Annotated in this window: 21 protein-coding genes; 14 read left to right on the forward strand and 7 right to left on the reverse strand. The window is 71.2% G+C overall.

Annotated features, from left to right (window positions below; genetic code table 11):
- Positions 1-2 precede the first annotated feature (2 nt).
- The 3 genes from ACZ6SA_RS13090 to ACZ6SA_RS13100 all read right to left on the reverse strand — a co-directional run bounded on the left by ACZ6SA_RS13090 (position 3) and on the right by ACZ6SA_RS13100 (position 5,085).
- Positions 3-2,039 (reverse strand): N-acetylneuraminate synthase family protein, encoded by a 2,037-nt coding sequence (locus tag ACZ6SA_RS13090; protein WP_465828009.1) that lies wholly within the window; start codon positions 2,037-2,039, stop codon positions 3-5.
- A 143-nt stretch (positions 2,040-2,182) separates the two neighbouring features.
- Positions 2,183-3,526, reverse strand: a complete 1,344-nt coding sequence (locus tag ACZ6SA_RS13095; RefSeq protein WP_465828011.1) for a sensor histidine kinase — start codon at positions 3,524-3,526, stop codon at positions 2,183-2,185.
- A 53-nt stretch (positions 3,527-3,579) separates the two neighbouring features.
- Complete coding sequence (locus ACZ6SA_RS13100; protein ID WP_465828013.1) at positions 3,580-5,085, reverse strand: glycoside hydrolase family 13 protein; 1,506 nt, start codon at positions 5,083-5,085, stop codon at positions 3,580-3,582.
- 304 nt (positions 5,086-5,389) lie between these two features.
- Between ACZ6SA_RS13100 and ACZ6SA_RS13105 the strand changes: the two genes are divergently transcribed.
- A complete protein-coding gene (locus ACZ6SA_RS13105; protein ID WP_465828015.1) occupies positions 5,390-6,637 on the forward strand; it encodes a right-handed parallel beta-helix repeat-containing protein in 1,248 nt (415 codons plus the stop codon).
- 35 nt (positions 6,638-6,672) lie between these two features.
- A complete protein-coding gene (locus ACZ6SA_RS13110) occupies positions 6,673-6,972 on the forward strand; it encodes a hypothetical protein (RefSeq protein ID WP_443155092.1) in 300 nt (99 codons plus the stop codon).
- 6 nt (positions 6,973-6,978) lie between these two features.
- Here ACZ6SA_RS13110 and ACZ6SA_RS13115 read toward each other — a convergent pair whose 3' ends face one another.
- The gene (locus ACZ6SA_RS13115) at positions 6,979-7,545 is read right to left on the reverse strand and encodes a TetR/AcrR family transcriptional regulator (RefSeq protein WP_465828017.1); all 567 of its coding nucleotides are present in this window, start codon (positions 7,543-7,545) and stop codon (positions 6,979-6,981) included.
- A gap of 55 nt (positions 7,546-7,600) precedes the next feature.
- Between ACZ6SA_RS13115 and ACZ6SA_RS13120 the strand changes: the two genes are divergently transcribed.
- Positions 7,601-10,723, forward strand: coding sequence for a bifunctional cytochrome P450/NADPH--P450 reductase (locus ACZ6SA_RS13120; protein ID WP_465828019.1), 3,123 nt, complete (start codon positions 7,601-7,603; stop codon positions 10,721-10,723).
- A gap of 62 nt (positions 10,724-10,785) precedes the next feature.
- Here the strand turns inward: ACZ6SA_RS13120 and ACZ6SA_RS13125 are convergent, their stop codons facing one another.
- Positions 10,786-11,865 carry a serine hydrolase domain-containing protein gene (locus ACZ6SA_RS13125; protein WP_347647287.1) on the reverse strand — a complete coding sequence of 360 codons (1,080 nt, stop codon included), beginning with the start codon at positions 11,863-11,865 and terminating at the stop codon, positions 10,786-10,788.
- A gap of 202 nt (positions 11,866-12,067) precedes the next feature.
- Between ACZ6SA_RS13125 and ACZ6SA_RS13130 the strand changes: the two genes are divergently transcribed.
- From ACZ6SA_RS13130 to ACZ6SA_RS13155, 6 genes are all read left to right on the forward strand, one after another.
- Positions 12,068-12,691: an ACT domain-containing protein gene (locus tag ACZ6SA_RS13130; RefSeq protein WP_347647288.1), complete on the forward strand. Its 624-nt coding sequence runs from the start codon at positions 12,068-12,070 to the stop codon at positions 12,689-12,691.
- A 50-nt stretch (positions 12,692-12,741) separates the two neighbouring features.
- Complete coding sequence (locus ACZ6SA_RS13135) at positions 12,742-13,254, forward strand: MaoC family dehydratase (RefSeq protein ID WP_443155089.1); 513 nt, start codon at positions 12,742-12,744, stop codon at positions 13,252-13,254.
- Positions 13,255-13,290: 36 nt separating this feature from the next.
- Positions 13,291-14,454, forward strand: a complete 1,164-nt coding sequence (locus ACZ6SA_RS13140; protein WP_347647290.1) for an acyl-CoA dehydrogenase family protein — start codon at positions 13,291-13,293, stop codon at positions 14,452-14,454.
- Between the two features lie 57 nt (positions 14,455-14,511).
- Positions 14,512-15,825, forward strand: coding sequence for an acyltransferase family protein (locus ACZ6SA_RS13145; RefSeq protein ID WP_465828023.1), 1,314 nt, complete (start codon positions 14,512-14,514; stop codon positions 15,823-15,825).
- Positions 15,826-16,250: 425 nt separating this feature from the next.
- Positions 16,251-17,444, forward strand: a complete 1,194-nt coding sequence (locus ACZ6SA_RS13150) for a type 1 glutamine amidotransferase family protein (RefSeq protein ID WP_465828025.1) — start codon at positions 16,251-16,253, stop codon at positions 17,442-17,444.
- Between the two features lie 99 nt (positions 17,445-17,543).
- Positions 17,544-18,188 carry a Uma2 family endonuclease gene (locus ACZ6SA_RS13155; RefSeq protein ID WP_465828027.1) on the forward strand — a complete coding sequence of 215 codons (645 nt, stop codon included), beginning with the start codon at positions 17,544-17,546 and terminating at the stop codon, positions 18,186-18,188.
- Between the two features lie 59 nt (positions 18,189-18,247).
- On the opposite strand, the gene ACZ6SA_RS13160 is transcribed toward ACZ6SA_RS13155, so the two are convergent.
- Positions 18,248-19,528 carry an ABC transporter ATP-binding protein gene (locus tag ACZ6SA_RS13160; protein ID WP_465828029.1) on the reverse strand — a complete coding sequence of 427 codons (1,281 nt, stop codon included), beginning with the start codon at positions 19,526-19,528 and terminating at the stop codon, positions 18,248-18,250.
- A 230-nt stretch (positions 19,529-19,758) separates the two neighbouring features.
- Here ACZ6SA_RS13160 and ACZ6SA_RS13165 point away from each other — a divergent pair, with 230 nt between their 5' ends.
- From ACZ6SA_RS13165 to ACZ6SA_RS13185, 5 genes are all read left to right on the forward strand, one after another.
- The gene (locus ACZ6SA_RS13165) at positions 19,759-21,228 is read left to right on the forward strand and encodes a glycoside hydrolase family 13 protein (protein WP_465828031.1); all 1,470 of its coding nucleotides are present in this window, start codon (positions 19,759-19,761) and stop codon (positions 21,226-21,228) included.
- Positions 21,225-22,250 carry a LacI family DNA-binding transcriptional regulator gene (locus ACZ6SA_RS13170; protein ID WP_347647296.1) on the forward strand — a complete coding sequence of 342 codons (1,026 nt, stop codon included), beginning with the start codon at positions 21,225-21,227 and terminating at the stop codon, positions 22,248-22,250. Before ACZ6SA_RS13165 ends, ACZ6SA_RS13170 begins: the two co-directional genes overlap by 4 nt.
- Entirely contained in the window at positions 22,247-23,122 is an 876-nt protein-coding gene (locus tag ACZ6SA_RS13175; RefSeq protein WP_465828034.1) for a carbohydrate kinase family protein, read from the forward strand. The genes ACZ6SA_RS13170 and ACZ6SA_RS13175 overlap by 4 nt, the downstream gene beginning before the upstream one ends.
- 20 nt (positions 23,123-23,142) lie before the next feature.
- Positions 23,143-24,054 carry a dihydrodipicolinate synthase family protein gene (locus tag ACZ6SA_RS13180; RefSeq protein WP_465828036.1) on the forward strand — a complete coding sequence of 304 codons (912 nt, stop codon included), beginning with the start codon at positions 23,143-23,145 and terminating at the stop codon, positions 24,052-24,054.
- Between the two features lie 62 nt (positions 24,055-24,116).
- Positions 24,117-24,830: a FadR/GntR family transcriptional regulator gene (locus ACZ6SA_RS13185; protein ID WP_347647299.1), complete on the forward strand. Its 714-nt coding sequence runs from the start codon at positions 24,117-24,119 to the stop codon at positions 24,828-24,830.
- Between the two features lie 53 nt (positions 24,831-24,883).
- Here the strand turns inward: ACZ6SA_RS13185 and ACZ6SA_RS13190 are convergent, their stop codons facing one another.
- Positions 24,884-26,212, reverse strand: coding sequence for an MFS transporter (locus ACZ6SA_RS13190; RefSeq protein WP_347647300.1), 1,329 nt, complete (start codon positions 26,210-26,212; stop codon positions 24,884-24,886).
- Between the last annotated feature and the right edge of the window lie 9 nt (positions 26,213-26,221).

The raw sequence follows: 26,221 nt of genomic DNA on the forward strand, positions 1-26,221 counted from the left end.
GGTCAGACGGTCACCCGGCGCAGGCGGGCCTTGGGGGCCTGCTCGCCGGGGAAGACGCGCTTGACGCCGTCGCCCATGGCCTGCTCGATGATGCGGATGTCGCGTACGAGGTGCTCAAGGCCCGCCGGCTCCAGGGAGGCGGCGTGGTCGGAGCCCCACATGGTCCTGTCGAGCGTGATGTGCCGCTCGACGCAGACCGCGCCGAGCGTCACGGCGGCCAGCGAGATCTGCAGCCCGCGCTCGTGCCCGGAGTAGCCGACGGGCACGCCGTAGCGCTCCTTGAGCGTGGTGATCGTGCGCAGGTTCGCCTCCTCGGGAGGCAGCGGGTACGTGGACGTCGCGTGCATCATGATCAGCTTCTCGGTGCCGAGGATCTCGACGGCCCGGTCGATCTCCGGCAGCGTCGACATGCCGGTCGACAGGATGACCGGCTTGCCGGTGGCGGCCAGGACACGCAGCAGCTCGTGGTCGGCGACGCTCGCCGAGGCCACCTTGTGCGCCAGGACGTCCATCTCCTCCAGGAACTCCACCGACGGCACGTCCCATGGGGAGGCGAACCAGTGCAGCCCTCCCTCGTCGCAGTATTTCGCGATCTGGCGGTACTCGTCGTGGCCGAACTCGGTCCGCTCCTTGTACTCCAGGTACGTCATCTCGCCCCACGGCGTCTGCCGGATCTGGCCCTTCTGCTCCTCGGGCACGCAGATCGCCGGGGTGCGCTTCTGGAACTTGACTGCCTGGCAGCCCGCGTCGGCGGCCACGTCGATGAGGCGGCGGGCGAGGTCGAGGTCGCCGTTGTGGTTGATGCCGATCTCGCCGATCACGTAGACGGGCTCGCCGTCGCCGACCGGCACGTCACCGATCGCCACCGGGCCGAGCCTGCGCTCGGTTCTCGCCTCGGCGACGGGTGCCGCGGGGCGGGCGGCCACGACCCGGTCGCACAGCTCGCGCACCGCGCCCGACCCGCCGGGCCTGGTCAGCACCACGCGGGCGGCGGCGCGCACGCGCGGGTGCGCGTCGGGCGTCGCGACGGGCCAGCCGACCTCGGCCATCGGGCCGAGGTCGTTGACGTCGTTGCCGACGTAGGCGACCCTGGCCGGGTCGAGACCCTCGATGTTCAGCCAGTCGCGCAGCACGGTGCGCTTGTCGGCGAGCCCCTGCAGCACGGGCACGCCCAGCTTGCGGGCGCGGGCCGCCACCACCGGGTTGCGCTCGGTCGACATCACCAGCACCTTCACACCCGAGCGCCTCAGCAGCGACACGCCCATCCCGTCGGAGCGGCTGACCAGCACCATCTCCCGGCCCTCCGAGTCGACGTAGGCGCGGTCGTCGGTGTGCACGCCGTCGAAGTCGGTGATGACCGCGTCGACGTCGATCGGCTCCGGCTCGTCGAGGAACGGGGCCAGCGCACGGACCAGCTCCAGGTCCTCGGGGTCGTCGATCTCGACGGCGTGCTGCGGCGGCACCGGCTGCACGGCGACCTCGCCGAAGAAGCGGTGCCCGCGCTCGCGCAGGCCGGAGGTGCGCATGACGTAGAAGGCGCCGTTCTCGCGGAACTGGGGTTCGCGGTCCTGGCGGCGCGGCCTGACGGCGGGGTCGTGGTTGACGCCCCCGCCGGTGGCCGTCCAGAGGAACTCGTGCGTCGGCAGCCCCGACACGACCGAGTCGGCCTGGCCGTCCAGCACCTTGCGCACCGCCGCCGACAGGTCGGCGGGGTCGATGAACGCGCTCGTGCACTGGACGAGCACCACGACCTCGGGGTCGGCGCCGAGGGCGTCGAGCGCGTGCAGCACCGCCGACTCGCTGGAGGCGGTCGAGCCGCTCAGCTCCTCGGGCCGGTCGACCACGGTCGCCCCCGCCTGCCTGGCGGTCTCGGAGATGCCCGCGTGGTCGGTGCTGACCACGACCTCGTCCACGAGCTCGGCGCGCAGGCACGCCCGCACGGCGCGGGTGACCAGGGGCACGCCCCCGACCAGGGCGAGGTTCTTCAAGGGAACGCCCGCCGAACCTCCGCGGGCGGGAATGACGGCCAGGACTCGCACGGTGGGTCTCCTCGGTACGTCGGATTGCACCCAGAAGCTAGAAGGCCGGGTTGAACGGCCAGCGTCACCGTCATTAACTTTCCATGGGGATCCGGTAGAGCGACTCTGGCCGGCCCACGGGTGGTCCGGACGGGGGCGCGCCGTCACTGCGCGAGCGGAAGCCGCAGGACGAACCTCGCCCCGCCCGCGCGGTCCTCGACGGCGATCCGGCCGCCGTGCGCCATCGCCACGTCCCGCGCGATGGCCAGGCCCAGCCCGGTGCCGCCCGCGTCACGGCTGCGCGCCGCGTCCAGGCGGGTGAAGCGTTCGAAGATGCGCTCGCGGTCCTGCACGGCTATCTCCATCCCGTCGTTCTCGACGGCCAGCACCGCCATGCCGTCCGCGCGGGAGACCGTGACCAGGACCCGGGACTCGGCGTGCCGCTGGGCGTTGTCCAGCAGGTTGGTCAGCACCCTGCCGAGCTGGACGCGTACCCCTTCGACCACCACCCCCTCCGCCAGCTCCACCTGGACGGGCACCTTGTCGGAGCGGGTGGCCAGCTCCTGGCGCACCAGCACGGCCAGGTCGACGTCCTCCTTGGCGGCGTCCACCTGGGATCCGATCCTGGCCAGGAGCAGCAGGTCGGTGATGATGGCCTCAAGGCGGTCGGTGTCGCGCAGGCTGCCGCTCACCAGCGACTCGACGTCGGTGTCCTCCGGGTAGAGCTGGGCGCTCTCGAGCTGGGCGCGCAGCCCGGCGATGGGGGTGCGCAGCTCGTGCGAGGCGTCGGAGGCGAACCGGCGCTGCTGCTCGGCGGAGCGCTCCAGCCGGGCCAGCGTGTTGTTGACGGACCGGGCCAGCTGGGCCAGCTCGTCGTCGCCCGGCGGCTGCGAGACCCGGTGGCTCAGGTCGCCGGCGCGGACGGCGTCCAGCTCGGCTCGCATGATCGCCACCGGCCGCAGCGCCTTCCCCGTGACCAGCCACGTGGTCCACGAGGCCAGCGCGATCAGCACCGCGACCTGGACGAGGACGATCACGTCGAGAACGCGGGTGTCGAGCACGTCGGGACTCCTGCGGCCGGCGTACACGACGGGGGAGTCGGCGAAGATGGTCACCCGTACCGCCGACAGGTGCACGCACTCGCTCGGCAGGCAGTTCGTGGTGCTGATGTCCTGGGTCTCCTGCGTGGGGCGCACGTCGCTGAGCGGCGGCAGGTTCCTGGCCGCGTCGCTCGTGGCGAGGACCTGCCCGTTGGGGCCGACGACCTGGATCAGGTCGACCGACGGGTCGACCACCGGGATGGCGGCGCCCGCGGGGAGCGCGCCGCCGCGCATCTCGGCGGCGATGCGCTCGGCGGTGTCCCTCGTCGACTGGAAGACGCTCGCCTCGATGACGGACCTGGCCACCACGATGCCGACGATGGCGAGGGGGATGAACACGAGGGCGGCAACGGCCGTCGCGATGAGGGTCACGCGTCCGCGCAGGGACCTGGCCCACCAGGGTGCCATCCCCTGAGGTTACCGAGCGTGATTGCCGCTATATGTCGGGTTAAGACAAAGATTCACCCAACCGTGGAGCGCTGGATCCAGACCGTGGTGTCCGGCGGGACGGAGCCGTCGCGCGGCAGCGGCCCGCTGGACAGCAGCACCTCGCCCGTCACGTCGGGACGCACCGGCTCCTCGCCCGTGTTGACCACCACGACCAGGCCGGGGTCGCGCTCGATGGCCAGCACGTCCTCGGGGGAGTCGAGCCACGCGAGCGTCCCGCCGCCGAGCGCCGGGTGCTCCTTGCGGATCCGCAGGGCGGCCCGGTAGAGGTTCAGCGTGGAGCCGGGGTCGTCCTCCTGGGCCTGCGCCGACAGCGCCGCCCACGAGGCGGGGATCGGCAACCACGGGTCCGTCCAGCCCATGCCCCCGGAGCCGGTCCACGGGATCGGCACCCGGCAGCCGTCGCGGCTGTCGCCGCGGCGCAGGAACGCCGGGTCCTGGCGCAGCTCGTCCGGCAGGTCGAGCACCTCGGGCAGGCCGAGCTCCTCGCCGTTGTAGAGGTAGGCCGAGCCCGGCAGGGCCAGCATGAGCAGCGTGGCCGCCCGGGCGCGGGCCAGGCCGCCGTGGCGGGTGACGTGGCGCGGCTTGTCGTGGTTGGACAGCACCCACGTGGTGGGCGCCCCGACCAGCTCCGCCTCCTTCAGCGACTTCTCGATGACCGTACGGAACGACTTGGCGTGGAAGTCGGCCAGCATGAAGTCGAAGTTGAACGCCTGGTGCAGCTCGTCCGGGCCGATGTAGCGGGCCAGCCGCTCCGGCGAGGACACCCACGCCTCGGCCACCGCCATCCTGCCGCCCGGGTAGGAGTCGAGGATCGGCCGCCACTCGCGGTAGATGTCGTGCACGCCGTCCTGGTCGAAGTACGGCACCTGCTCCCCGCCCAGCATCTCGGCCTGGCGCCCGTCCTTCGCTCCCACGTCGGGCAGTCCGGGGGCCTTGACCATGCCGTGCGCCACGTCGATGCGGAAGCCGTCCACGCCGCGGTCGAGCCAGAACCGCAGGATGCCCGTGAACTCGGCGCGCACCTCCGGGTTCTCCCAGTTGAGGTCGGGCTGCTCGGGCGCGAAGAGGTGGAGGTACCACTGCCCGTCCTCGACCTGGGTCCAGGCGGGGCCGCCGAAGATCGACTCCCAGTCGTTGGGCCGGTCGCGGAAGATGTAGCGGTCGCGCAGCCCGGCCTGGAACCACGGGTGCCGGTCGGAGGAGTGGTTCGGCACGAGGTCCACGATGACCCGGATGCCGGCCTCGTGCGCGCCGGCGACGAGCGCGTCGAAGTCGCCGAGCGAGCCGAACATGGGGTCCACGTCCCGGTAGTCGGCCACGTCGTAGCCGCCGTCGGCCATCGGCGAGGTGTAGAAGGGGCTCAGCCAGATGGCGTCCACGCCCAGGCGCGCGAGGTAGGGCAGCCGGCCGCGCACGCCTTCGAGGTCGCCGACGCCGTCGCCGTCGGAGTCGGCGAAGCTGCGGGGATACACCTGGTACACGACGGCGTCGCGCCACCAGTCGTCATTGCCGAGCATGTCTGTCCTTCCCCCGGATGTCCCGAGATGTCGGGATGGTCTGGTGAAGGATGCCGCGATCGTTCTCCGGCGGTCAAGTGCAACTTGCGGAAAGTTGCAGAGATCACCGTCCCGCGCTGGAACGGCCGGTCGCGAGGTCAGAAGGTGTGGGGATCCCGTCGCGCATTGCGCAAGTTCTTGCGGTCCCGGCGGAACCTCCAAGGAGGCTGCGGATGTCAGCGCGCATGTGGCATCCCGCCCCTTGATCACGCTACGGTTGCCCTCTGCCGTGGTCAGCATTTCAACTAGATAGTGGTGTGCTCGCATGAGGGTGTTGCCCGTAGCCGTCATCGTCTCGCTCCTGCCGGCCGCGCCGGCAGCGGCTCAGGCCCACGCCGGAACGACGTATTACGTCGACTCCCGGTCGGGCGACGACGCGGCCGCCGGCACCAGCGCGAGCACCGCGTGGAAGTCCCTCGACCAGGCGATCTCCGACCTCAAGCCCGGCGACACCGTCAGCGTCAGGCGCGGCAGCGGCTTCACCGCCCCCATCACCCTCACCGCCAGCGGCACGAAGGCCCAGCCGATCACCATCACGACGTACGGTTCCGGGGCCAGGCCCAGGATCAGCGGCTCCGGCGGCGACTGCGTCGTGGTCGAGGGCCATCACTGGCGCATCAGCGGCCTGCGGGCCTCCGCCTGCCGCTGGGCCGGCTTCCGGCTCGACGGCGACGACAACGAGCTGATCGGTGTGCAGGCCGACAAGAACATCGCCGGCGCCTTCGTCACGCCCTCCGGCGCCCGCAACACCATCCGCGACAGCGTCTTCACCGACAACAACCGGATGAGCGTCAACGACAAGGGCGGCGACAACGACTCCGGCGCCTTCGGCGTGCTGCTCAACGGCGACGACAACGTGGTGACCCGCAACACCATCACCGGCAGCTTCGCCAGGAGCGAGGACTACGGCACCGACGGCGCCGCCGTCGAGGTCTTCGGCGGCGACCGCAACCGCGTCACCCACAACACCGCCAGCAACAACGAGACGTTCACCGAGCTCGGGGCCAAGAAGGGCAAGACCGCCACCGGCAACGTGTTCGCCTTCAACGTCGTGACCTCCTCCCGCAAGCGCGGCTCCTTCCTCATCACCCGCGGTCCCCGCCACATCGTCGGGCCGGTCAAGGGCACGGTCGCCGTGCACAACTCGGTCTACCTGCCGGCCCGCGACACCGTCGGCTGGTCCTGCCACGACGGCTGCGCGCCGTCCATCCTGAAGCTGCGCAACAACGTGATCGTCGTCGGCGGCGAGACCGGCTTCGAGGACGGCAAGGGCGCCGACGAGGGCGGCAGCGTGTACAAGGGCCGCAAGGCCAGGTTCAAGCTGGGCCCGAAGTCGGTCATGGCCGATCCGAAGTTCACCTCCCGCACCGACCTGCGCCCTCGCGCCGGCTCCCCGGCGCTCGGCCGCGGCATCGTCCTGCCCCCGTCGTGGTACGGCGGCAAGGCCTTCGCCAAGGACATGAAGGGCAAGGCGCTGACCGGTTCGCCCGACGCGGGGGCGTACCAGCGCTGACCCGCGCCATCGGCGCCGGGTCTAGAGTGAGCGACGTGCTGCACGATGTTCGCGGGCCTCTGGTGAGGCAGCTCGCCGAGTCCGACGCTCCACGCCATTACTGGCACATGGGCGACGAGGACGGTCGGGCCTGGTTGTTCGAGAGCGTCGAGGGCGACGGCGAGCACTGGGCGGTCAGGCAGGTGGAGGTGGGCGCCGACCGGGCGGCCCGCCGCTACTGGTGGCGGCGGCTGCAGGACGACGACGGCTTCCTGACCGACCAGCCGCTGGAGATCTGGGAGCTCACCGAGATCACCGAGGCGGCGTTCGAGGCCGTCTGGGCCGCCGCCGGCTGAGCCCGCCTACCGGGCGGAATAGCTCGCCAGGCCATTGATCATCAGGTGGACGGCCGTGTCGAGGGTGCGGGCCGTCTCGTCGGGGTCGTCCGGCACGTGGCCCTGGATCTCGGCCGTGATCAGCCCTGTGACGAACGCGTGCAGCACGTCACTCGTCCTGCGCAGCTCGGGGTCCGGCACCCCGGCCTGCCGCAGGATGCGGTAGAGGGTCGTCCAGATCACCAGCGTCCTGTCCTCGATGATCTCCGGGTGGGCGTGCAGATAGGTCCACATGGCCGGGTGGCTGCGCGCGTGCCGGTAGTAGGCCAGGGCCAGCGTCCTGAGCTGGCCCTGCCAGGAGGTGCCGTCGTCCGGCGGGAGGTGCACGCGCTGCTGGATCGTGGCGCAGATCAGCCGGATCAGCGCGTCCTTGCTCGCCACGTGGTGGTAGAGCGACATCGGGTTGACATCGAGCTCGGCCGCCAGCTTGCGCATGGACAACCCCTCCACGCCGCCCTCGTCTATGAGGCGGAGCGCCGTCGAGCTGATCTCTTCCAGTGTCAGGGGCGTTCCTCTGCGCGCGCTCACAGCCATACGCCGTATGGTAGCGTCCGCCATACGGTGTATGGCTACTCAAGGGAGCTCTCTCATGGCACGCATCCCCGCCCCGCCGGGCCTGCCCGTCGTGGGCAACACGCTGCAGATCCCCTCGCACTCGCCGGTGGAGCACTTCGTCAAGGTCGCCTCCCGGTACGACGAGGGCATCTTCCAGCTCGAGATCGCCGGTCGCACGCTCGTTCTCGTGTACGACCCGGATCTCGTCGCGGAGGTGTGCGACGAGAGCCGGTTCGTCAAGCGCATCGGGCCGCCGCTGTCGATCGTGCGCGACTTCGCCGGCGACGGGCTGTTCACCGCCGACCGGGACGAGCCCGTCTGGGGACAGGCGCACCGCATCCTGATGCCGGCCTTCAGCCAGCGCTCGATGAAGGCGTACTACCCGCAGATGCTCGAGGTCGCCGAGCAGCTCGTCGCGTCGTGGGCCGGCCGCCAGGGGGAGGACCTGCCCGTCGCCGACGACATGACCAGGCTCACCCTGGACACGATCTCGCTCACCGGCTTCGGCTACCGCTTCCACTCGTTCGACTCGCCCGAGCTGCACCCGTTCCTCACGGCCATGGGCGGCGCGCTGACCGAGGCCATGCTGCGCAACCAGCAGCTCCCGTTCGTCACCAAGCTGCAGCGCAGGCGCGAGGAGGCCTATCGCCGCGACATCGCCACCATGCAGGAGCTCGTCGACGACGTGATCAGTCAGCGCCGTTCCGGGAGTTCGGCGGGCTCGAAGGACCTGCTCGGGCTCATGCTGGAGGCGTCCGACCCGCGCAGCGGCGCCCGCCTGTCCGACGAGAACATCCGCGACCAGGTCCTCACCTTCCTGATCGCCGGGCACGAGACGACCAGCGGCCTGCTCTCCTTCGCCCTGTACAACCTCCTGCGCGAGCCCCACACCCTGGCCCGCGCGTACGACGAGGTGGACCGGCTGCTGCCGGACGACGAGCCGCCCTCCTACGAGACGATCATGAAGCTCGACGTGATCCCCCGCGTCCTGGAGGAGACGCTGCGCGTCTGGTCGCCGATCCCGCTGTTCGCCGTGAGCCCGATCGGGAACACGGCCGAGAACACCACGATCGGCGACTACACCCTGCCCGAGGGCGCCAGGGCCGGCGTGCTGCTGCCGGCCTTGCACCGCCACCCCAAGGCGTGGGACCGGCCCGGCGAGTTCGACATCGACCGCTGGCTGCCCGAGCAGAAGAAGGACCACCACCCGGCGGCGTACAAGCCGTTCGGCAACGGCGAGCGGGCCTGCATCGGCCGCCAGTTCGCGCTCACCGAGGCCAGGCTCGCCCTGGCGCTGATCCTGCGACGCTTCGCCGTGTCCGACCCGAGCGTCTACCGCATGAAGATCAAGCAGACGCTCACCCTCAAGCCGGACGGCTTCACGCTCAGGGTCCGCGAGCGCCGCGCCCACGAGCGGGCGGTCGTGGCCGTTCCGCAGGAGCGGCAGAGCGAGCAGCAGGAGATCGCCGTCACCGGCGTCCCCCTCACCGTCGCGTACGGCTCCAACCTCGGCACCAGCGCCGACCTCGCCGAACGCCTGGCCGAGCGGGCGGGGCGGGCCGGGTTCGCCACGACGCTGACGGCGCTGGACGAGCTGACGCCGCCGGACGAGGGCCTGCTCGTCGTGGTCGCCTCCTCCTACAACGGCAAGGCCCCCGACAACGCCCAGCGCTTCGACGCCCTGGAGTCGCTGCCCGACATGTCCGGGGTGCGGCTGGCCGTGCTGGGCTGCGGCAACACGCAGTGGCCCACGTACCAGGAGTTCCCCAAACGGGCGTACGAGAAGCTGACGGCGGCGGGCGCCGTGCCGCTGATCGAACGCGGCGAGGCCGACACGGACGGCGACTTCGACGGCGACGTGTCGGCGTGGACGGCCCGGCTGTGGGAGGCGCTGGCAGCCGAGTACAGCGCGCCCACCGCGGGCGCCGGCCCCCGCTACGAGATGGAGGTGCTCAGCGAGACCGAGGTCCGGCCGGCGGTCGTGTCCGAGCGGGCCTTCCCGCTGACCGTCGTCTCGACCGCGGAACTGACCGGCGACCCCGCGGGACTCTGGGACTTCTCGATCGAGGCGCCCCGCCCCGGCGTGCGCTCCATCGTGGCCAGGCTGCCCGAGGGCGTCACGTACACGGCGGGCGACCACGTGGCCGTCTTCGCCAAGAACGACCCCGAGCTGGTGGAGTGGGCGCTGGGCCGCCTGCGCGTCCCCCGGGACCGGGTCGTACGGCTGCGCGCCGTCGGAGCCACCCACCTGCCCGTCGGCACGCCGGTCACGGCGGGCCTGCTGCTGACCGAGTTCGCCGAGTTGCAGGAGGTGGCCACCAGGTCCGACCTGGAGGCGATGGCCGCGCACACCGGCTGCCCGTGGACCCGCGGCCAGATCGCCGAGCTCACCGCGAGCTACGCCGACGAGATCCTCGCCAAGCGGGTCTCCCCGCTTGCCCTGCTCGACCGCTTCCCGGCGATCGAGCTGCCGCTCCCCGCCTTCCTGGAGATGGCCGGGCCGATCAGGCCGCGCTACTACTCGGTCTCCTCCTCGCCGCTGGCGGATCCCGGCCTCGTCCGGCTCACCGTCGGCCTGGTCGAAGGGCCCGCCTGGTCCGGCTCCGGCACCTACCACGGCATGTGCTCGGCCTACCTGGCGGGGCTGAAGGAGGGCGACGTCTTCTACGGCTACGTCCGGGTCCCCGCGCCGCCGTTCCGGCTGCCCGAGGACCCGGCCACGCCGGTGATCCTCGTCGGCCCCGGCACCGGGTTCGCGCCGCTGCGCGGCTTCCTGGAGGAGCGGGCGCTGACCGGTGCGACCGGGCGGGCCACGGTGTTCACCGGCTGCCGCCATCCGGACCACGACCAGCTGTACGCGGGCGAGCTGGCGGCCTGGGCCGCGTCGGACGTGGTGACCGTGCACGCCGCGTACTCCGCAGTGCCGGGGCATCCGTACCGGTTCGTGCAGGACGCCATCGCCGCGCGCGCGGACGAGGTGTGGGAGCTGCTGGAGCAGGGCGCCCACGTCTACGTCTGCGGCGACGGCCTGCGGATGGCGCCGGCCGTGCGGCAGGCGCTGCTGGACGTCCACCGCCGGGCGACCGGCCGCGACGGCGCGGCGTGGCTGGCCGCGCTGGAGGAGGGCGGGCGCTACCAGCAGGACGTCTTCGCCTGACCCCGGCTCGGTGGCGCGCTCCGGCTCCGCGTCCGCGCGCCGACGCTCCCGAAGGCCCTCGGTCAGCAGAACGCGGTGTCCAGGGCCTTCTGCAGGGCGTCGGCGGAGGCCGTCTCGCTGTAGGGGTTGCCGGACATCACGAGCGTGCGGCCGTCGTCCGAGCGCAGCGCGTACGTGATGTAGCCGAAGACGCCGCCGCTGTGGCCGTGGACGCTCTTGCCGCACGTCAGGTCGAACTTCTGCAGGCCGAGCCCGTACCCCATGCCGTCGGCCACCGGCTGCGTGGTGCGCATCTGCTTGAGCGCGGACGTGCTGGTCAGCTTCCCGCCCAGCAGGGCGTCGAGGAAGCGGGCCAGGTCGGCCGTGGTCGAGATCATCTCGCCTGCGCCGTACTCCAGGGACGGGTTGATCCGGGTGGCGTCCACCACCTTGCCCTTGTGGACGGCGTAGCCGCGGGCGTGCGGCTTGGGCATCGACTGGCGGTGCCCCGGCAGGGACGTGCGGGTCAGGCGGAGGGGTCGCAGGATCCTGGCGGTGATGGCGTCGGCGTACGAGCCGCCTGTCAGCTTCTCGATCAGCATGGCGGCCACCACGTAGTTCGTGTTGGAGTAACGCCAGCCCTTGCCCGGCTTGAAGTACGGCGGCTTGGACAGCCCGACCGCCAGCAGTTCCTCCGGCGTCTGGTCGTAGCGCGACTCGACCGGCCGGAAGTCGCGCACCGACCAGCCGGGGATGCCCGCGCCCGCGTAGTCGAACAGCCCGCTGGTGTGATTCAGCACCTGCCGCACCGTGATCGGGCTGCCCTCGGGCAACGCGCCGGGCAGGTGCTTGGAGATCGGGTCGTCGAGTGACAGCTTGCCCTCGTCGGCGAGTTGCAGCACGACGGTGGCCACGAACGTCTTGGTCACGCTGCCGATGCGGAAATGGCCTTCGGGGTCGGCCGGTTTGCGCGAGACCACGTCGCGGTATCCGGCGGCGGCCGTCCAGTCCTTTCCCTTGTCGCTGACCCGGACCAGGGCCGCGGACAGGGCCTTGGCCTTCACCAGGTTGTCGAGCTGTCGTTCGAGTGACGCGAGACGGTCGTCCGCGGGTGCGAGAGAGGTCAGGACGAGCGAAAGAGCGGCTATCTTCAGGGAAATCATGGGGACGACTGTAGAAATCAGGGGAGGACCCGGCCATGCGGTCCGCCATACGATGACCTGCGGAAAACCGCAATACGCTTTATCGACAATCCGGACTTAACGCTGCATGCTGGGATATATACCGCAGCATGTGCGACACATCCGTGGAACATGCCCGACATCTCTCCACGGCACTGTGGGAGCCTCTGGAAAGGGGGGCGCGATGCTGCTGCGACTGAGGGTGTCTCTTCCGGACAGGCCAGGCGGTCTGGGGCAGATCGCCAAGGCGCTGGGGGCGCTGGGAGCCGACATCCTGCAGGTCGTCGTGCTCGAACGCGAGTGCGGCCGCGCCGTGGACGACTTCACCGTCTCCTGGCCGGGCCCGATCACTCCGTGCGAGGCGAGCGAGCGGCTGTCCTCCATGCCCGGCGTACGCGTGGAAGGGGTCTGGCAGACCAAGGAGATGCCGGGATCCGCCCCCGACTACGACCTGTTGATGCACGTCGCGGCCGAGCCCGCACGAGGGTTCGCGACGCTGGTGGACGCGCTGCCCGGGCTGTGCGGGGCGGAATGGTCGGTGGCCGTGGCCGACGGCGCCGTGCGGCACGCCTCGCTGGCCGCCCCCGCCGAGTTCGACCCGCCCGAGCGCCCGCCGCGGGCCATCACCGTCGACGCCCGCGAGCTGCGGCTGATGTTGCTCCCGGTGCTCACCCAGGGCCTGCACGTGGTGGTCGCCAGGTCCGGCGGGCCGGTGTTCCACCGCGCCGAGGTCGAACGCGCCGCGCGCATCGTGGACGTGGTCGCCACGCTCGCCGCCCGGCCCACGTCCGTACGCGCGGGTCATTGACCGGGCGATCACCTCGTCACTAACGTGATCGGTGCGAACAGGAGCCGCTCTTGACCGTTCACGAGCCCAGCATCGGCCGCTACTACGAAGACTTCACCGTCGGGGACGTCTACCAGCACCCCATGGGCCGCACGATCAGCGAGGCCGACAACACCTGGTTCACGCTCCTGACCATGAACACCAACCAGAACCACTTCAACGCCCACTTCGCCGCCAGGGCCCCCACGGGCAAGATCATCGTGAACTCCGGCCTGACCGTGGCCATCGTGCTCGGCCTCTCCGTCATCGACGTCAGCCAGACCGCGATCATGAACCTCGGCTGGGAGGGCATCCGGCTCACCCATCCCGTGTTCGTGGGCGACACCGTCTACGCCGAGTCGAAGGTCACCGCGAAACGGGAGTCGGGATCGCGCCCGTACGCGGGCATCGTCACCTGCTACACGCGCGGCCTCAACCAGGACGGCGACGAGATCATGTCGTGGACGCGCACCGTCATGGTCTACAAGCGCGACGCGCCGCACGACAAGGACTACTTCCCGCGGGCCAGGAGCGGCCCTCTCTGACGGCCCCTTCGACGGCCCCTTGACGGATCGAGAGCCATGGACTTCGAGCTGACGGACGAGCAGAAGGCGTTCCGCGAGACCCTGCGGGCGTTCGTGGACAAGGAGATCCAGCCGGTGGCCATGGAGTGGGAGCACTCCGGCCGATACCCGGCCGAGATCATCGAGAAGATGAAGCAGATGGGGCTGTTCGGCCTCAGCGTGCCCGAGGAGTACGGCGGGATGGGCGCCGACATGGTCTCCTTCGCCCTGGTCTTCGAGGAGATCGCGCGCGGCTGGATGGGCGTGGCGGGCACCATCGGCTCCCATTCGCTGGCCTGCTGGATGATCGCCCGCCACGGCACCGAGGAGCAGAAGAGCCGCCACCTGGCCGACCTGGCCGGCGGCGTCCGCCGCACCGCGATCGCGCTCACCGAGCCGGGCGCGGGCACCGACCTGCAGGGCATCCAGACGCGTGCCGTACGCGACGGCGACCACTACGTCGTGACCGGCACCAAGACGTGGATCACCAACGCCCGCCACGCCGACCCGCTGCCCGTGCTCGTCAAGACCTCGATCGAGGAGCCCGCCCACAGGGGCATGTCGGTGCTGCTCGTCGACCCCTCAGCGGAGGGCTTCAGCGTCAGCCGCGACCTGCCGAAGCTCGGCTACAAGGGCACCGAGACGTGCGAGGTGGTGCTCGACGCGGTGCGCGTGCCGGTGTCCTGCCTGCTCGGAGGCGTCGAAGGGCGCGGGATGCAGCAGGTGCTCGGCGGGCTGGAGATCGGCCGCGTCAACATCGCGGCCCGTGCCGTCGGCGTCGCCCAGGCGGCCTACGACGCGGCGCTCGCCTACGCCCGGGAGCGCACGGCCTTCGGGCAGCCGATCGCGGACTTCCAGGCCATCCAGCTCAAGCTCGCCGACATGGCCACCGAGATCCAGGCCGCCCGCCTGCTCACCTACTGGTCGGCCGCGCGGGCCGACAGGGGGGAGCGGGTGGACATGGAGGCGGGGATGGCGAAGTACTTCGCCTCGGAGGTGGCGCTGAAGGCCTCGCTGGAGTCGATGCGGATCCACGGCGGGTACGGCTACTCGCAGGAGTTCGTCGTCGAACGGCTCTACCGGGACGCGCCGCTGATGGCGATCGGGGAGGGCACCAACGACATCCAGCGCATGGTGATCGCCCGCGCGCTCGTCTCCGGCAAGGGCCGCCTCGGCTGGTGATCCGGGGAAGCGTCCCGCGGGCGCATCTCTTGGGCTGATACGGGTATGTTGGTGCGGGTGTCTGCAGCCGCCCCCGCCTCCGCGCCCCCTCACCCGCTTCCCTCCACCCGGCTCGCCTGGCTGGACGCCCTGAGGGGCATAGGTGCGATGGCGGTGGTGGCCGAGCACATGCTGCCCTGGTTCATCCCCCAGATCCGGCCCTACTTCTTCAACATCGGTGTCTACGGCATCCTGGTGTTCTTCCTGGTCAGCGGCTACATCATCCCCGTCTCCCTCGAACGCCACGGCGACGTGCGCACGTTCTGGTTCAGCCGGTTCTTCCGGCTCTACCCCCTCTACCTCAGCGTGATCGTCGTGGTGCTGGCCCTCGCCTGGTGGGTGCCGGTGCGCGAGGCCGTCCCGCGCGACGCGAGCGCGGTCGCCGCACACGCGACCATGCTGCTCGACGTCGTCGGCGTCGGAGGCATGGCCGACACGATGTGGACGTTGTCGTACGAGATGGTGTTCTACCTGCTGGTCACGGCGCTCTTCCTGCTGAGGGGCCACGGTCACAGCGGGCTGCTGGCGATGGTGTTCGCGGCCGGCGCCGTCGTGGTCGGACTGGTGACGTCGGGGGCGGTCATGGCGGGCGTCTGGCCGGCGTACGTGTCGTGCGCGGTGTTCGCCGTCGGGCTGGCGTGCGTCGTCACGGGTCGGTTCCGCACCACCGCCGCCTGCGTGCTCGGGGTGATGGCGCTGCTGTTGCTGCTGCTGAGCAGCCGGGTCCCGTGGCTGGGGGTGGCGGTGGTCGCGGTGATGTTCGCGGGCACGGCCATCCACCGCTGGGAGCGCGGCGACGGGCGGCTGTGGCCGGTGGCGGTCACCACGGCACTGGTCGTGATGGCGCCCCTGTGGGCCGTGACCAGCGGCTGGTGGTGGGTGCAGGGTGACGTGTGGCTGACCACGATCGTGCTGACCGGTCTCACGTTCGCGGGCGGCATGGCGCTGCGCGGGCGGCGGCTGCCCAAGGTGCTCACCTGGCTCGGGATGATCAGCTACTCGCTCTACCTGGTGCACCACCCGCTGCTGAAGTACTTCGTGGCGGTCACCGGCGACCTGCGCAAGGCGGCGCTGCCGGTGCAGATCGGCATGACCGTGCTGGTCCTGGCCCTGATCCTGGCCGGCAGCGCGCTGACCTACCGCTTCGTCGAGAAGCCCATGCAGGAGCTCGGCCGGCGCCTCTCAGGCAGGGGCGGCGACCGGCTCGAGAGCCCGGGCGATCTCCGGGCGCAGCCGGAGCGCGCGCGCGACGACGGCGTCCTCGGCGAGGAGGAGGGCCAGGTGCCTGACGGCGTGCGCGACCACGTGGGCCAGAGCGACGCGCTCAGGTGACGGCGTCGCGGGCGCCCGGCCCCGGGCGATCTCCAGCACGGGCAGCTCGGCCGCGGGCAGCCACGGCTCCGGATCGGGGCACACCGCGTACGTCAGGATGATCTCGCCGGCGGGGTCGTAGCGCCAGCTCGTGGAGTGCACGACGGTGGCCGGATCGGCGGCGGTGACCCCGCTGATCCGCCGGGCGGCCTCGTCAGGGCTTTCGCCGTGCTCCGGCTGGGTACGTGCATGCCGGTAGGACCAGCGATCGTCAGAGCCCACCCGGAGCATGAGCGTCTCAACCGAGACCATGTGTCTTCCCGTCACCGCCACCAACTTACTGCCATCCACGTGCAGATGCGTCACATGCGCATATGCGTCCCGCTCTTGAACAGCTCGGCCGTTCCGGCTGGAGTCGATGAGGTGCGAGAGAGAGGCCGACAGGCATGCCCGGTTCGCTGGTGCTGATGGGGTCGGGGGAGACGAGCCCGACCATGGTCGAGATCCACCGCGCCGCGGCGCGTACCCTGCGCGCGGGGCCGCGGGCCGTCCTGCTCGACACCCCGTACGCCTTCCAGGAGAACCGCGCCGACATCTCCGCCCGCGCCCGACGCTACTTCGCCCGCAGCGTCGGCCTGGACGTCGAGGTGGCGGCCGGCGTCACCGGGGCCGACTGGGTGTTCTCCGGCCCCGGCAGTCCCACCTACGCGCTCGACCGGTGGGCCGCCTCGGGGGTGGCCGGAGACCTGCGGGCGCGCGTACGCGCCCGCCAGGGGGTGACCGTGCTGGCCTCGGCGGCGGCCTGCACCGCGGGCCTGGCCACCGTGCCGGTCTACGAGATCTACAAGGCAGGCGCAGAGCCCCACTGGCGTGCGGGGCTCGACCTGCTGGAGCCGCTCGGCCTGCGGGCCGTGGTGATCCCCCACTTCGACAACGCCGAGGGCGGCACCCACGACACCCGCTACTGCTATCTCGGCGAGCGGCGGCTCTCGCGCATGGAGCGCGAACTGCCGCCCGGCACGGCGGTGCTCGGCCTCGACGAGCACACGGCGCTCGTCATCGACCTGGACGATGAGTCCGCGCACGTGGCGGGCCGCGGCGGCCTGACCGTCCGGCGGCCGGGCTCACAGGCCGTCCTGGCCGCGGGGACGCGCACCGACCTCGCCGAGCTCCGCCGCCTGGCCGAGGGCCGCGCCACCGTCTCCCGGCCGGCCGCGCCCGCGCCCGGGGCCGAGCCCGCGCCCGCCCGGGCGACGCTGGAGGAGACCGCGCGCGCCTGCGAGAAACGCTTCAACGCCGCCGTGACAGAACCCGACATGGTGGCGGCCGCGCAGGCCGTCCTCGACCTGGAGACCGAGATCGTCAGGTGGGCCGCCGACACCGAGGAGGACTCCGGCGGGGTCGACCAGGCCAGGGAGCTGATGCGGCTGCTCATCGCCCGGCTCGGCGAGCCGGCCTCGACGGCTCGCCTGCGCTCCCTGGGGCTGGGCGCCGTGGTGGAGCCGCTGATCGCGCTCCGCGCCAGGCTGCGCGACGAGGGACGTTACGAGCTCGCCGACTCGCTGCGCTCGGCGCTGCTCGACGGGGGCGTGGTCGTGGAGGACACCCCCGGCGGCCCCCGCTGGACCTCCGCGTCGTGATGACGCGGCAGGTAAAAGCACGGTAAGGTGACTTCGTCACTCGGGGTGATTGTTCGACCACGCTTGGCGCTGTGCTACGTGCGTGCGAGACTCGAAACCATGGAAGGTGATGAGGACATGACCGCACTGCCTGCGGACGGCTGGCTCGAGTCCCATTCGCCTCCCCGGCGTGCGCGGCTGTTCTCCCTGCCGCCGACCGGCGAAGATTACACCGTCGAGGACTGGCTCAAGCTTCCTGAGACAGGGGAGCGGATCGAGTTGATCGACGGGAGTTACGTCGTGAGTCCCATGCCCGGCTACGATCACGCGATTGCGGCGAAACGCCTCGTCCGCATCCTTGATGACGCCCGCACCGGGGGCTACGAGGTCGTTGAGACGGGAAATCTCGAGATCGGTGACGACGGGTTGATCCCCGACATCGTGGTGGGGCACGCCGAGGCGATGCTGGCCGGGGTGGCCAAACTCGCGGCTGACGACGTCGTCTGCGTCGTGGAGATCGTCAGCCCTGGCAGGGGCAGCCACCGCCGCGACTACGACGTCAAGCCGCCCAAATACGCCGCAGGAGGCATCCCCGTCTTCATGAGAGTGGAGCTTCTGGGTGACGGGGCACCTCGCGTCGAGGTTTTCCGTCTGGCAAGCCAGGGTTACGAGTTGGCGGCGGAGGCCAAGGCGGGCGACACGCTGACGATCAGCGAGCCGTTTCCCATCTCCTTCGACCCCGCCATCCTCGCCGGGCCACGATAGCTTCGGCCGACAGGTCCCGGCGGTCAGCGCGCGGACTCTCGCATGCCCGCCGGAGCGGGCTAGCGTCGTGGGGGGTCGATGCGGGCGCCGTCCAGGGTGAAGATCATGACACGGCTGAGGTCGACGCCCACCTTGGCGGGGTCGCCGGCACGCCAGACGGGACGGTTGCCCAGCCGGACGATGAGGTCGGAACGGCGGTGGATGCCGCTGTTGGGGTGCTGACCCACCCGCTCCTGCTCCTGGTGCTCCTCCTGCTGCGAGAACAGCCGCTTCACCAGCCCTGTCAGCCTTCCTGATCCGTTCTTCGAGCCGTTGACGCGCCGGGCGGGGTCCGGCGGCTCGGGCACCGGCGCGAACGACATCCCCGACTCGAGGTAGGCGAGCCACTCGTGCCCGTGATATTCCAGCGCCCGCACCCGCCCGTAGAACGAGGGCCCGTCGTATGTCTCCGGCACCGGCGCCAGCCCGTCGGGGCGCAGGCCGACCAGGACCTGCCCGCCCGTGTGCTGGGAGATCGCGTACGCCCTGGGATCGCTCCACGGCATGGTCAGCCGGTGCGGGCCGAAGTCGAGCATGACGTACTGGTTCTGCGGTGTCCTGACGTTGGCCGCCAACAGGTTGAGCTGCTGGGAGTTGAGGAAGGCCGCCACGAAGGCTGTGGCTGGATCGTTGTAAATCTGGGCCGGGGTGCCGACGTCCTGGAGGACGCCGCGGTTGAGGATGGCGATCCTGTCGGCCAGGGTCAGCGCCTCGACCTGGTCGTGGGTCACGTAGATGGTGGTGACGCCGAGCGATCTGACCAGGGCCGAGATCTCCATGCGCAGTTCGGTGCGCATGCCCGCGTCGAGGTTCGACAGGGGCTCGTCCATGAGGAACAGCTTGGGCTGGCGGACGATGGCCCGGCCCATCGCGACGCGTTGCCGCTGGCCGCCGGAGAGGGTGCCGGGGCGGCGCTCGAGCGTCTCGTCGATGTGCAGGGCCTTGGAGAGTTCGGTGACGCGCTCGCGCACCATTCCCGGGTCCGCCTTGGCGATCTCCAGGGGAAAGGCGATGTTGCCGCGTACGGTCCTGTGCGGATATAAGGCGCCGTTCTGGAACACCATGGCGACGTCACGATCGCGCGGGGCCAGATGGTTGGCCATCTGGCCGTCGAGCCAGAGCTCGCCTTCGGTGATTTCCTCCAGGCCGGCGATCATGCGCAGCAGCGTGGACTTCCCGCACCCGGAAGGGCCGAGCAGGACGAGAAACTCGCCGGCTTCCGCCTGCAGGCTGAGGCGGTCGACTGCGAGGTAGTCGCCCGGATACACCTTGGTCACTTTGTCGAGAACGACCGAGCTCATGGGCCCACACCTTGCGCGCGTGTCACCTGTGACGGGGGCTGATTGATGAGGTAGTACATCGCGCCTTAACGGTACATGTCCACCCTTGATGTAAAGAATCTCGTTCAGTTGCGTTTCGGTCGGGGGTTATGGGCATCCGTAGGCATTGATTTCCGGTTATTAGGGGTGTGGAAGGGCTTGCGCAAACTTGCGGAAAGAGCTTTCATGGTCGAAACGTACCGGGGGAGACTATGACCGCATGGTGGCGCGACGCCGTGATCTACCAGGTTTACGTACGCAGCTTCGCCGACGGCAACGGTGACGGAGTCGGCGACCTGATCGGCGTTCGCGATCGCCTGCCGTATCTGGCCGGGCTCGGCGTCGACGCCGTCTGGCTGACCCCGTTCTACACCTCGCCGATGGCCGACTTCGGCTACGACGTGGCCGACTACCGCGACGTCGACCCGCTGTTCGGGACGCTCGCGGACGCGAAGGCGCTCATCGACGAGGTGCACGCCCTCGGGATGCGGGTGATCGTCGACGTCGTCCCCAACCACACCTCCTCGGCCCACCCCTGGTTCCAGCAGGCGCTGCGCGGCGAGGGCCGAGACCGCTACATCTTCCGCGACCGGCCGAACGACTGGGAGTCGATCTTCGGCGGTCCGGCGTGGACGCGGGTCGAGGACGGGCAGTGGTACCTTCACCTGTTCGACCCCGCCCAGCCCGACCTCAACTGGGACAACGACGAGGTGCGCGGGGAGTTCGAGTCGATCCTGCGGTTCTGGCTCGACCTCGGCGTCGACGGCTTCCGGGTGGACGTGGCGCACGGCATGGTCAAGCCGGAAGGGCTGCCCGACATCGGCCGCGGCAACCAGGCCACGATGGTGGGCAGGGAGCCGGTGCCGTTCTTCGACAACGACGGCGTCCACGAGATCCACCGTTCGTGGCGGCGCGTGCTGGACTCCTACCCCGGCGAGCGGATCGGCGTGGCCGAGGCGTGGGCCCCCACACCCGAGCGGCTGGCCCGGTACGTCCGCCGGGACGAGCTGCACCAGGCGTTCAACTTCCACTACCTGTTCGCCCCCTGGGACGCGGCCGAGCTGCGCGAGGTGATCGACTCCTCGCTGGCCACGGCCGGCTCCGTCGGCGCCCCCACCACCTGGGTGCTGTCGAACCACGACGTCAAGCGGCACGTCACCCGCTACGGCAGCCTGGCGAGAGCCCGCGCCGCCGCGCTGCTCACGCTCGCCCTGCCCGGCTCGGCGTACGTCTACCAGGGCGAGGAGCTCGGCCTGCCGGAGGTGCTCGACCTGCCGCCGGAGCTGTGCCAGGACCCGCAGCGGCTGCGCGACCCCGACAGCGGCCGGGACGGGTGCCGCGTCCCGATGCCGTGGACGCGCGAGTCCGGCTGGACGCTCCCGTGGTTGCCCATTCCCGACGAGTGGGGGGAGCTGAGCGTGCAGGCCCAGCAGGGCGTGGCCGGCTCGACACTGGAGCTCTACCGTACGGCGCTGCGCCTGCGGCGTGACCTCCGCGGCGAGCTGACCTGGCACGAGTCGCCCGCGGGCACGCTGGTCTTCTCCAGGGGCGCGTTCGCCTGCACGGTCAACCTCACCGCGGACCCCGTGGACTTCGAGGTCGACGGGGAGCTCCTGCTGGCCTCCGACGTCCCCGGCGCGGCCGATTCGGCGGCGTGGTGGAAAGTAAAGTGTGAGGCATGAACGGTCACGCTCGCCTAGCCGACATCGCCGCCCAGGCCGGGGTGAGTGAGGCCACGGTCAGCCGGGTGCTCAACGGCAAACCCGGCGTCTCGGCCGCCACCCGCCAGGCGGTCATGACGGCGCTCGACCTCATGGGCTACGAGCGGCCACCCCGGCTGCGGCAGCGCAGCAACGGGCTGATCGGCCTGGTGACGCCCGAGCTGGACAATCCGATCTTCCCCGCGTTCGCCCAGGCCATCGAGAAGGCGCTGACCCAGCACGGCTACACGCCGGTGCTGTGCACGCAGCTTCCTGGCGGCGCTCCCGAGGACGAGTTCACCGAGCTGCTCGTGGATCGCGGGGTCAGCGGGATCGTCTTCGTGTCGGGCCTGCACGCCGACACCACCGCGCGGATGGACCGATACACCCGCCTCACCGATCGCGGGCTGCCGATCGTGCTGGTCGACGGCTACAGCGAGCACATCGACGCCCCCTTCATCTCGCCCGACGACCGCCTGGCCGCGCGGCTGGCCGTCCAGCACCTGGTCGACCTGGGCCACGAGCGCATCGGCATCGCGCTGGGGCCCCACCGGTTCGTCCCCGTGATCAGGAAGATCGAGGGCTACAAGCAGGCCATGGCGCAGCTGCTCGCCACCTCCGACGTCGACGAGCTGATCGCGCACTCGCTGTTCTCCGTCGAGGGCGGGCAGGCGGCCGCCACGCAACTGCTGGCCCGCGGCTGCACCGGCATCGTGTGCGCGAGCGACCTGATGGCGCTGGGCGCGATCCGCGCCTGCCGGCAGAGGGGGTTGTCGGTGCCGGGTGAGGTGTCCGTGGTGGGGTTCGACGACTCGCCGCTGATCGCTTTCACCGACCCGCCGCTGACCACCGTGCGCAAGCCGATCGGCGCGATGGCCTCGGCGGCCGTGCAGACGCTGCTCGAAGAGGTCAACGGCGCCCCCGCCAGACACGTCGAGCTGATCTTCCAGCCGGAGCTCGTGGTCCGCGGCTCCACCGGCTCGGGCCCCCTGGTCAACCGGTGACCCGCGACATCCTCGTCCTCGGGGGCGCCGGGGTCGACACGACGGTCTACGTGCCCGAGCTGCCGCTTCCCTACCGCGACACCTACCAGGTGCCGCCGGTCGTCGACCGGATCGGCAACACCGGCGCGGGCGTGGCGCTGGGCTGCCACGCGCTCGGCCTCGCAGTCGCGTTCGCCGACCTGATCGGTGACGACCCGCAGGGCGCGCTGGTCCGCCGGGCGCTGGACGCGGTCGAGTGCCGCTGGGGGCACGCCGAGGCGGGCACCCGGCGCAGCGTCCTGCTCGTGGGGCCCGACGGCCGCCGCACCTCGTTCTACGACGCGAAGGTCACGCCGGGCGAGCGCCTGGCGCGCGAGCTCTACGCGGACGTACGCCCCCGGCACGTGCACGTGTCGATCATGGACTTCTGCCGCCACGCCCTCGACGACTTCGACGGCGTCCCGATCTCCACCGATCTGCACGACTGGGACGGCGCCGCCGACTACCACAAGGACTTCGCCTACCGCGCCGACCTCGTGTTCATGTCGGAGGCCGCCCTGCCGGATCCGGTCGCGGCCATGCGCGACCTCATCGCGCACGGGCGCGCTCACACGGTCGTGTGCACGCGCGGCGCCAACGGTTGTCTCGTCCTCACGCGCGGCTCCGGCGTGCGCGCCTTCCCGGCCGCGCCGCTGCCCGGCCCGGCGGCCGACAGCAACGGGGCGGGCGACGCGTTCGTCTCCGGCTTCCTGTACGGCACGGCGCACGGCAGGCCGCTGGAGGAGTGCGTGCGGCTGGGCTCGATCGCCGGGGCGCACGCCTGCACGGTCACCGGCACGCACGAGTCGCCGATCACTGAGGCGCTGCTGCTCGCGAGAGCCGCTCCTCAGTAATGTGATAGTACGATTGAGCCGTGCTCGATCTCGTACGCGGTGTCTCGCCCGTCCTGGAGGTGCCCTTCCACGACGACGGCGCCCTCGATCCCGACGGCTTCGCCAGGGTGGCCGCGGAGGTGCTGGCCACGGGCGTCACGTCGGTCATGTTCCCCGGCTTCGCCGGCGAGTTCCACAAACTCGACGACGCGGAGCGCGAGCTGCTCACCACCCTGCTGCTCGACGTCACCCGCCCGCGCGACGACGTGGCCGCGATCGTCTCGATCCCCGACCACGCCACCTATCACGCCGTCGCGCAGGCCGTACGCGCCGCCGAGCGGGGCGCCGACGCGATCAACCTGCTCCCGCCGCACTTCATGAGCCCCTCCCGCGAGGCCGTGCTGGCGCACGTGCGCGCGGTGCTGGCCGCGGTGGCGCCGCTGCCGGTCGTGCTCCAGTACGCCCCCGCCCAGACCGGCACCGCGCTCGACGCCGGCACCCTGCACCGGCTCGCCGCCGAGCACCCCAACCTGCGCTGGGTGAAGGTCGAGTCGGCGCCGCCGGGCCGGATGGTCGCGGCGCTGGCGGAGGGAGAGCGGCCGCTGCCCGCCCTGGTCGGCTACGCCGGGCTGCACCTGCCCGACGCGCTGCGCCGCGGCGCGGTCGGTGTGCAGCCGGGCTGCTCGTTCACCGACCTCTACGTGGAGTTGTGGCGGCGCTGGGAGAGCGGCGACGAAGAGGGGGCGCTGGCCCTGCACACCCGCATGCTGCCCTACCTGTCCTACTGGATGCAGGGCGTGGAGCTGATCGTCGCCGCGGAGAAGGAGATCTCGCGCCGGCGCGGCTGGATCGGCTCGGCGCACTGCCGGGCCCCCGGCCACCGGCTCGACGAGGAGGAACACCGGATGATCGACCGGTTCGTCGAGGAGTTCGGGCTGGCGCCCGCGGCATGATCGCCGGCGGGCCGGCCCGCGTCCCTTCACATGAGCGACCTTTACCAGCGACGGAGAGCGGCGTGGAGCTACAGGGCCTGCACGGGCAGGTGGTCGACAGGATCGGCGGTTCGCTCGCGGCGGGTGAGCTGCGCGCCGGTCAGGTGCTGCGCCTGGAGGACGTCCAGGCGCGGTACGCCGTCTCGCGCACGGTCGCCCGCGAGGCCGTGCGCGTGCTGGAGTCCAAGCGGGTGGTCACCAGCCGGCCGCGCATCGGCGTCACCGTGCGCCCGATGAGCGCCTGGAACCTCTATGACCCCCAGGTGATCCGGTGGCGGCTCGCCTCGCCGGGGCGCGCGGCGCAGCTGCGCGAGCTGGCCGAGCTGCGCGCCGCGGTGGAGCCCGCCGCCGCGGCGCTGGCCGCCGGCCTCGCGGGGCAGGGCGTGCGGCAGGAGCTGATCGCCCACGCGCAGGCACTGACGAGCGCGGCGCGCGACGGCGACAGCGAGGGGCTGGTGGCGGCCGACGCCGCCTTCCACCGCGTGCTGCTCGCCGCGTCGGGCAACGGCATGTTCGCCCAGCTCGCCGAGGTGACCGAGGAACTGCTCAAGGCCCGGCGCGACCTGCTGCTCCTGCCCGAGCGGCTCGACACGGCCGCCGTCAGGCGGCACCTCGACGTGGCCGAGGCCGTCGCGGCGGGCCGCAGGGCGGAGGCCGCCGAGGCGGTGCGCTCGATCGTGGAGTCAGCCCGCGACGAGGTCGAACGCCTTCTCGACGGCGACACCACGCTCGCTTAGCCAGAGCGCCGGCGCAGGCACGGACACGCCCGCGCGGGCGGGGTCGCGGGGGGTCAGGCGGGGTCGCGCTCGCTCGGGGCGGCGGTCTCGGCGGCCAGCCGTCCGGGCGCCGTGAACGGCGCCGACGCCATCGCCACGACCGCCCCCAGGAACATGGCCCCCGCGATGACGAGCAGGGGGGCGTCGAACGACCCCGTGGCCTCCTTGATCACCCCGATCAGCGGCGTGACCGCCAGGCCCGCGATGTTGGCGACGGAGTTGATGAGGGCCACCCCGGCCGCCGCGGCCACGCCCGTCATGAACGACGTGGCGCTGCCCCACAACGCGGGCACGGCCGACCACGCGGCACCGGTGGACAGCGCCAGCAGTGCGAACCCGAGCACGCCCGGCCCGGCCAGCACACTGCCCACCAGCATCACCCCGGAGGCCGCCATCGGCACCGCCATGTGCAGCGCGTGCCTGCCCCGCCGGTCGACGCCGCGCGCCACGAGCACCATCGCCACCACGGCCAGCGCGTACGGCACCGCGGTCAGCAGCGCGCTCACGAAATCGCTCGGCTCGCCGAACCCGCCCTGGATCACCTGCGGCATCCACAGAGTCAGCCCGATGCTGTTGAAGGAGTACAGGAAGAAGAACAGCGCCAGCAGCAGCACCCCCGGGCTGGACAGCGCCTGCCGCACGGAGACCGTCCGCTGGCCGTCGATCTCCGCCTGCTCGCGCGCGAGCCGCTCGACGAGCCACGTGCGCCCGCGCTCGGGCAGCCACCCGGCCTCGCGCGGCTCGTCGGTGAGGAACCTCAGCACCACGAACCCGAGCGCGACGGCGGGCAGGCCCTCGATGACGAACAGCCACTGCCATCCGGCGACGTCGAGGAACCCGTCCATCTTCATGATGAAGGCGCTGATGGGCGCGCCGATGACGGTGGCCAGCGCGGCGCCGACGTAGAAGCGGCCCATCGCCCGCCCCCGGTGGCTGGCGGGGAACCAGCGGGCCAGATACCAGATGATGCCCGGGGTGAACCCCGCCTCGGCGGCGCCGAGCAACAACCGCACGATGATGAACGACTTCTCGCCCTGCACCAGGGCCATGCAGGCCGACACGATCCCCCAGCTGATCATGATGCGCGCGATCCAGCGGCGGGCGCCGATCCTGGCCAGCACGATGTTGCTGGGCACCTCGAAGATCACGTACGTGACGAAGAACATGCTGACCCCGAGCCCGAACTGCGCGGCGGTCAGCCCGATCGCCTCGTTCATGCTCAGGGCGGCGACCGAGACGTTGGACCGGTCGATGTAGGCCACGATGTAGCAGACGACGATCAGCGGCATCAGGCGGCCGGTCACCCGGCGCATGGTCTCTCGCTCCAGCTCGCCGACGCTCATCCCGTGACC

The sequence above is a fragment of the Nonomuraea sp. NPDC049378 genome, from assembly GCF_055586745.1.

Excerpts from the sequence above, each read along its gene's own strand:
- ACZ6SA_RS13170 (WP_347647296.1), top strand. The coding sequence starts at position 21,225 with ATGAACGGTCACGCTCGCCTAGCCGACATCGCCGCCCAGGCCGGGGTG.
- ACZ6SA_RS13165 (WP_465828031.1), top strand. The coding sequence starts at position 19,759 with ATGACCGCATGGTGGCGCGACGCCGTGATCTACCAGGTTTACGTACGC.
- ACZ6SA_RS13140 (WP_347647290.1), top strand. The coding sequence starts at position 13,291 with ATGGACTTCGAGCTGACGGACGAGCAGAAGGCGTTCCGCGAGACCCTG.
- ACZ6SA_RS13130 (WP_347647288.1), top strand. The coding sequence starts at position 12,068 with ATGCTGCTGCGACTGAGGGTGTCTCTTCCGGACAGGCCAGGCGGTCTG.
- ACZ6SA_RS13115 (WP_465828017.1), bottom strand. The coding sequence starts at position 7,545 with ATGGCTGTGAGCGCGCGCAGAGGAACGCCCCTGACACTGGAAGAGATC.
- ACZ6SA_RS13150 (WP_465828025.1), top strand. The coding sequence starts at position 16,251 with ATGCCCGGTTCGCTGGTGCTGATGGGGTCGGGGGAGACGAGCCCGACC.
- ACZ6SA_RS13095 (WP_465828011.1), bottom strand. The coding sequence starts at position 3,526 with ATGGCACCCTGGTGGGCCAGGTCCCTGCGCGGACGCGTGACCCTCATC.
- ACZ6SA_RS13120 (WP_465828019.1), top strand. The coding sequence starts at position 7,601 with ATGGCACGCATCCCCGCCCCGCCGGGCCTGCCCGTCGTGGGCAACACG.
- ACZ6SA_RS13160 (WP_465828029.1), bottom strand. The coding sequence starts at position 19,528 with ATGAGCTCGGTCGTTCTCGACAAAGTGACCAAGGTGTATCCGGGCGAC.
- ACZ6SA_RS13155 (WP_465828027.1), top strand. The coding sequence starts at position 17,544 with ATGGAAGGTGATGAGGACATGACCGCACTGCCTGCGGACGGCTGGCTC.
- ACZ6SA_RS13125 (WP_347647287.1), bottom strand. The coding sequence starts at position 11,865 with ATGATTTCCCTGAAGATAGCCGCTCTTTCGCTCGTCCTGACCTCTCTC.
- ACZ6SA_RS13190 (WP_347647300.1), bottom strand. The coding sequence starts at position 26,212 with ATGAGCGTCGGCGAGCTGGAGCGAGAGACCATGCGCCGGGTGACCGGC.
- ACZ6SA_RS13100 (WP_465828013.1), bottom strand. The coding sequence starts at position 5,085 with ATGCTCGGCAATGACGACTGGTGGCGCGACGCCGTCGTGTACCAGGTG.
- ACZ6SA_RS13105 (WP_465828015.1), top strand. The coding sequence starts at position 5,390 with ATGAGGGTGTTGCCCGTAGCCGTCATCGTCTCGCTCCTGCCGGCCGCG.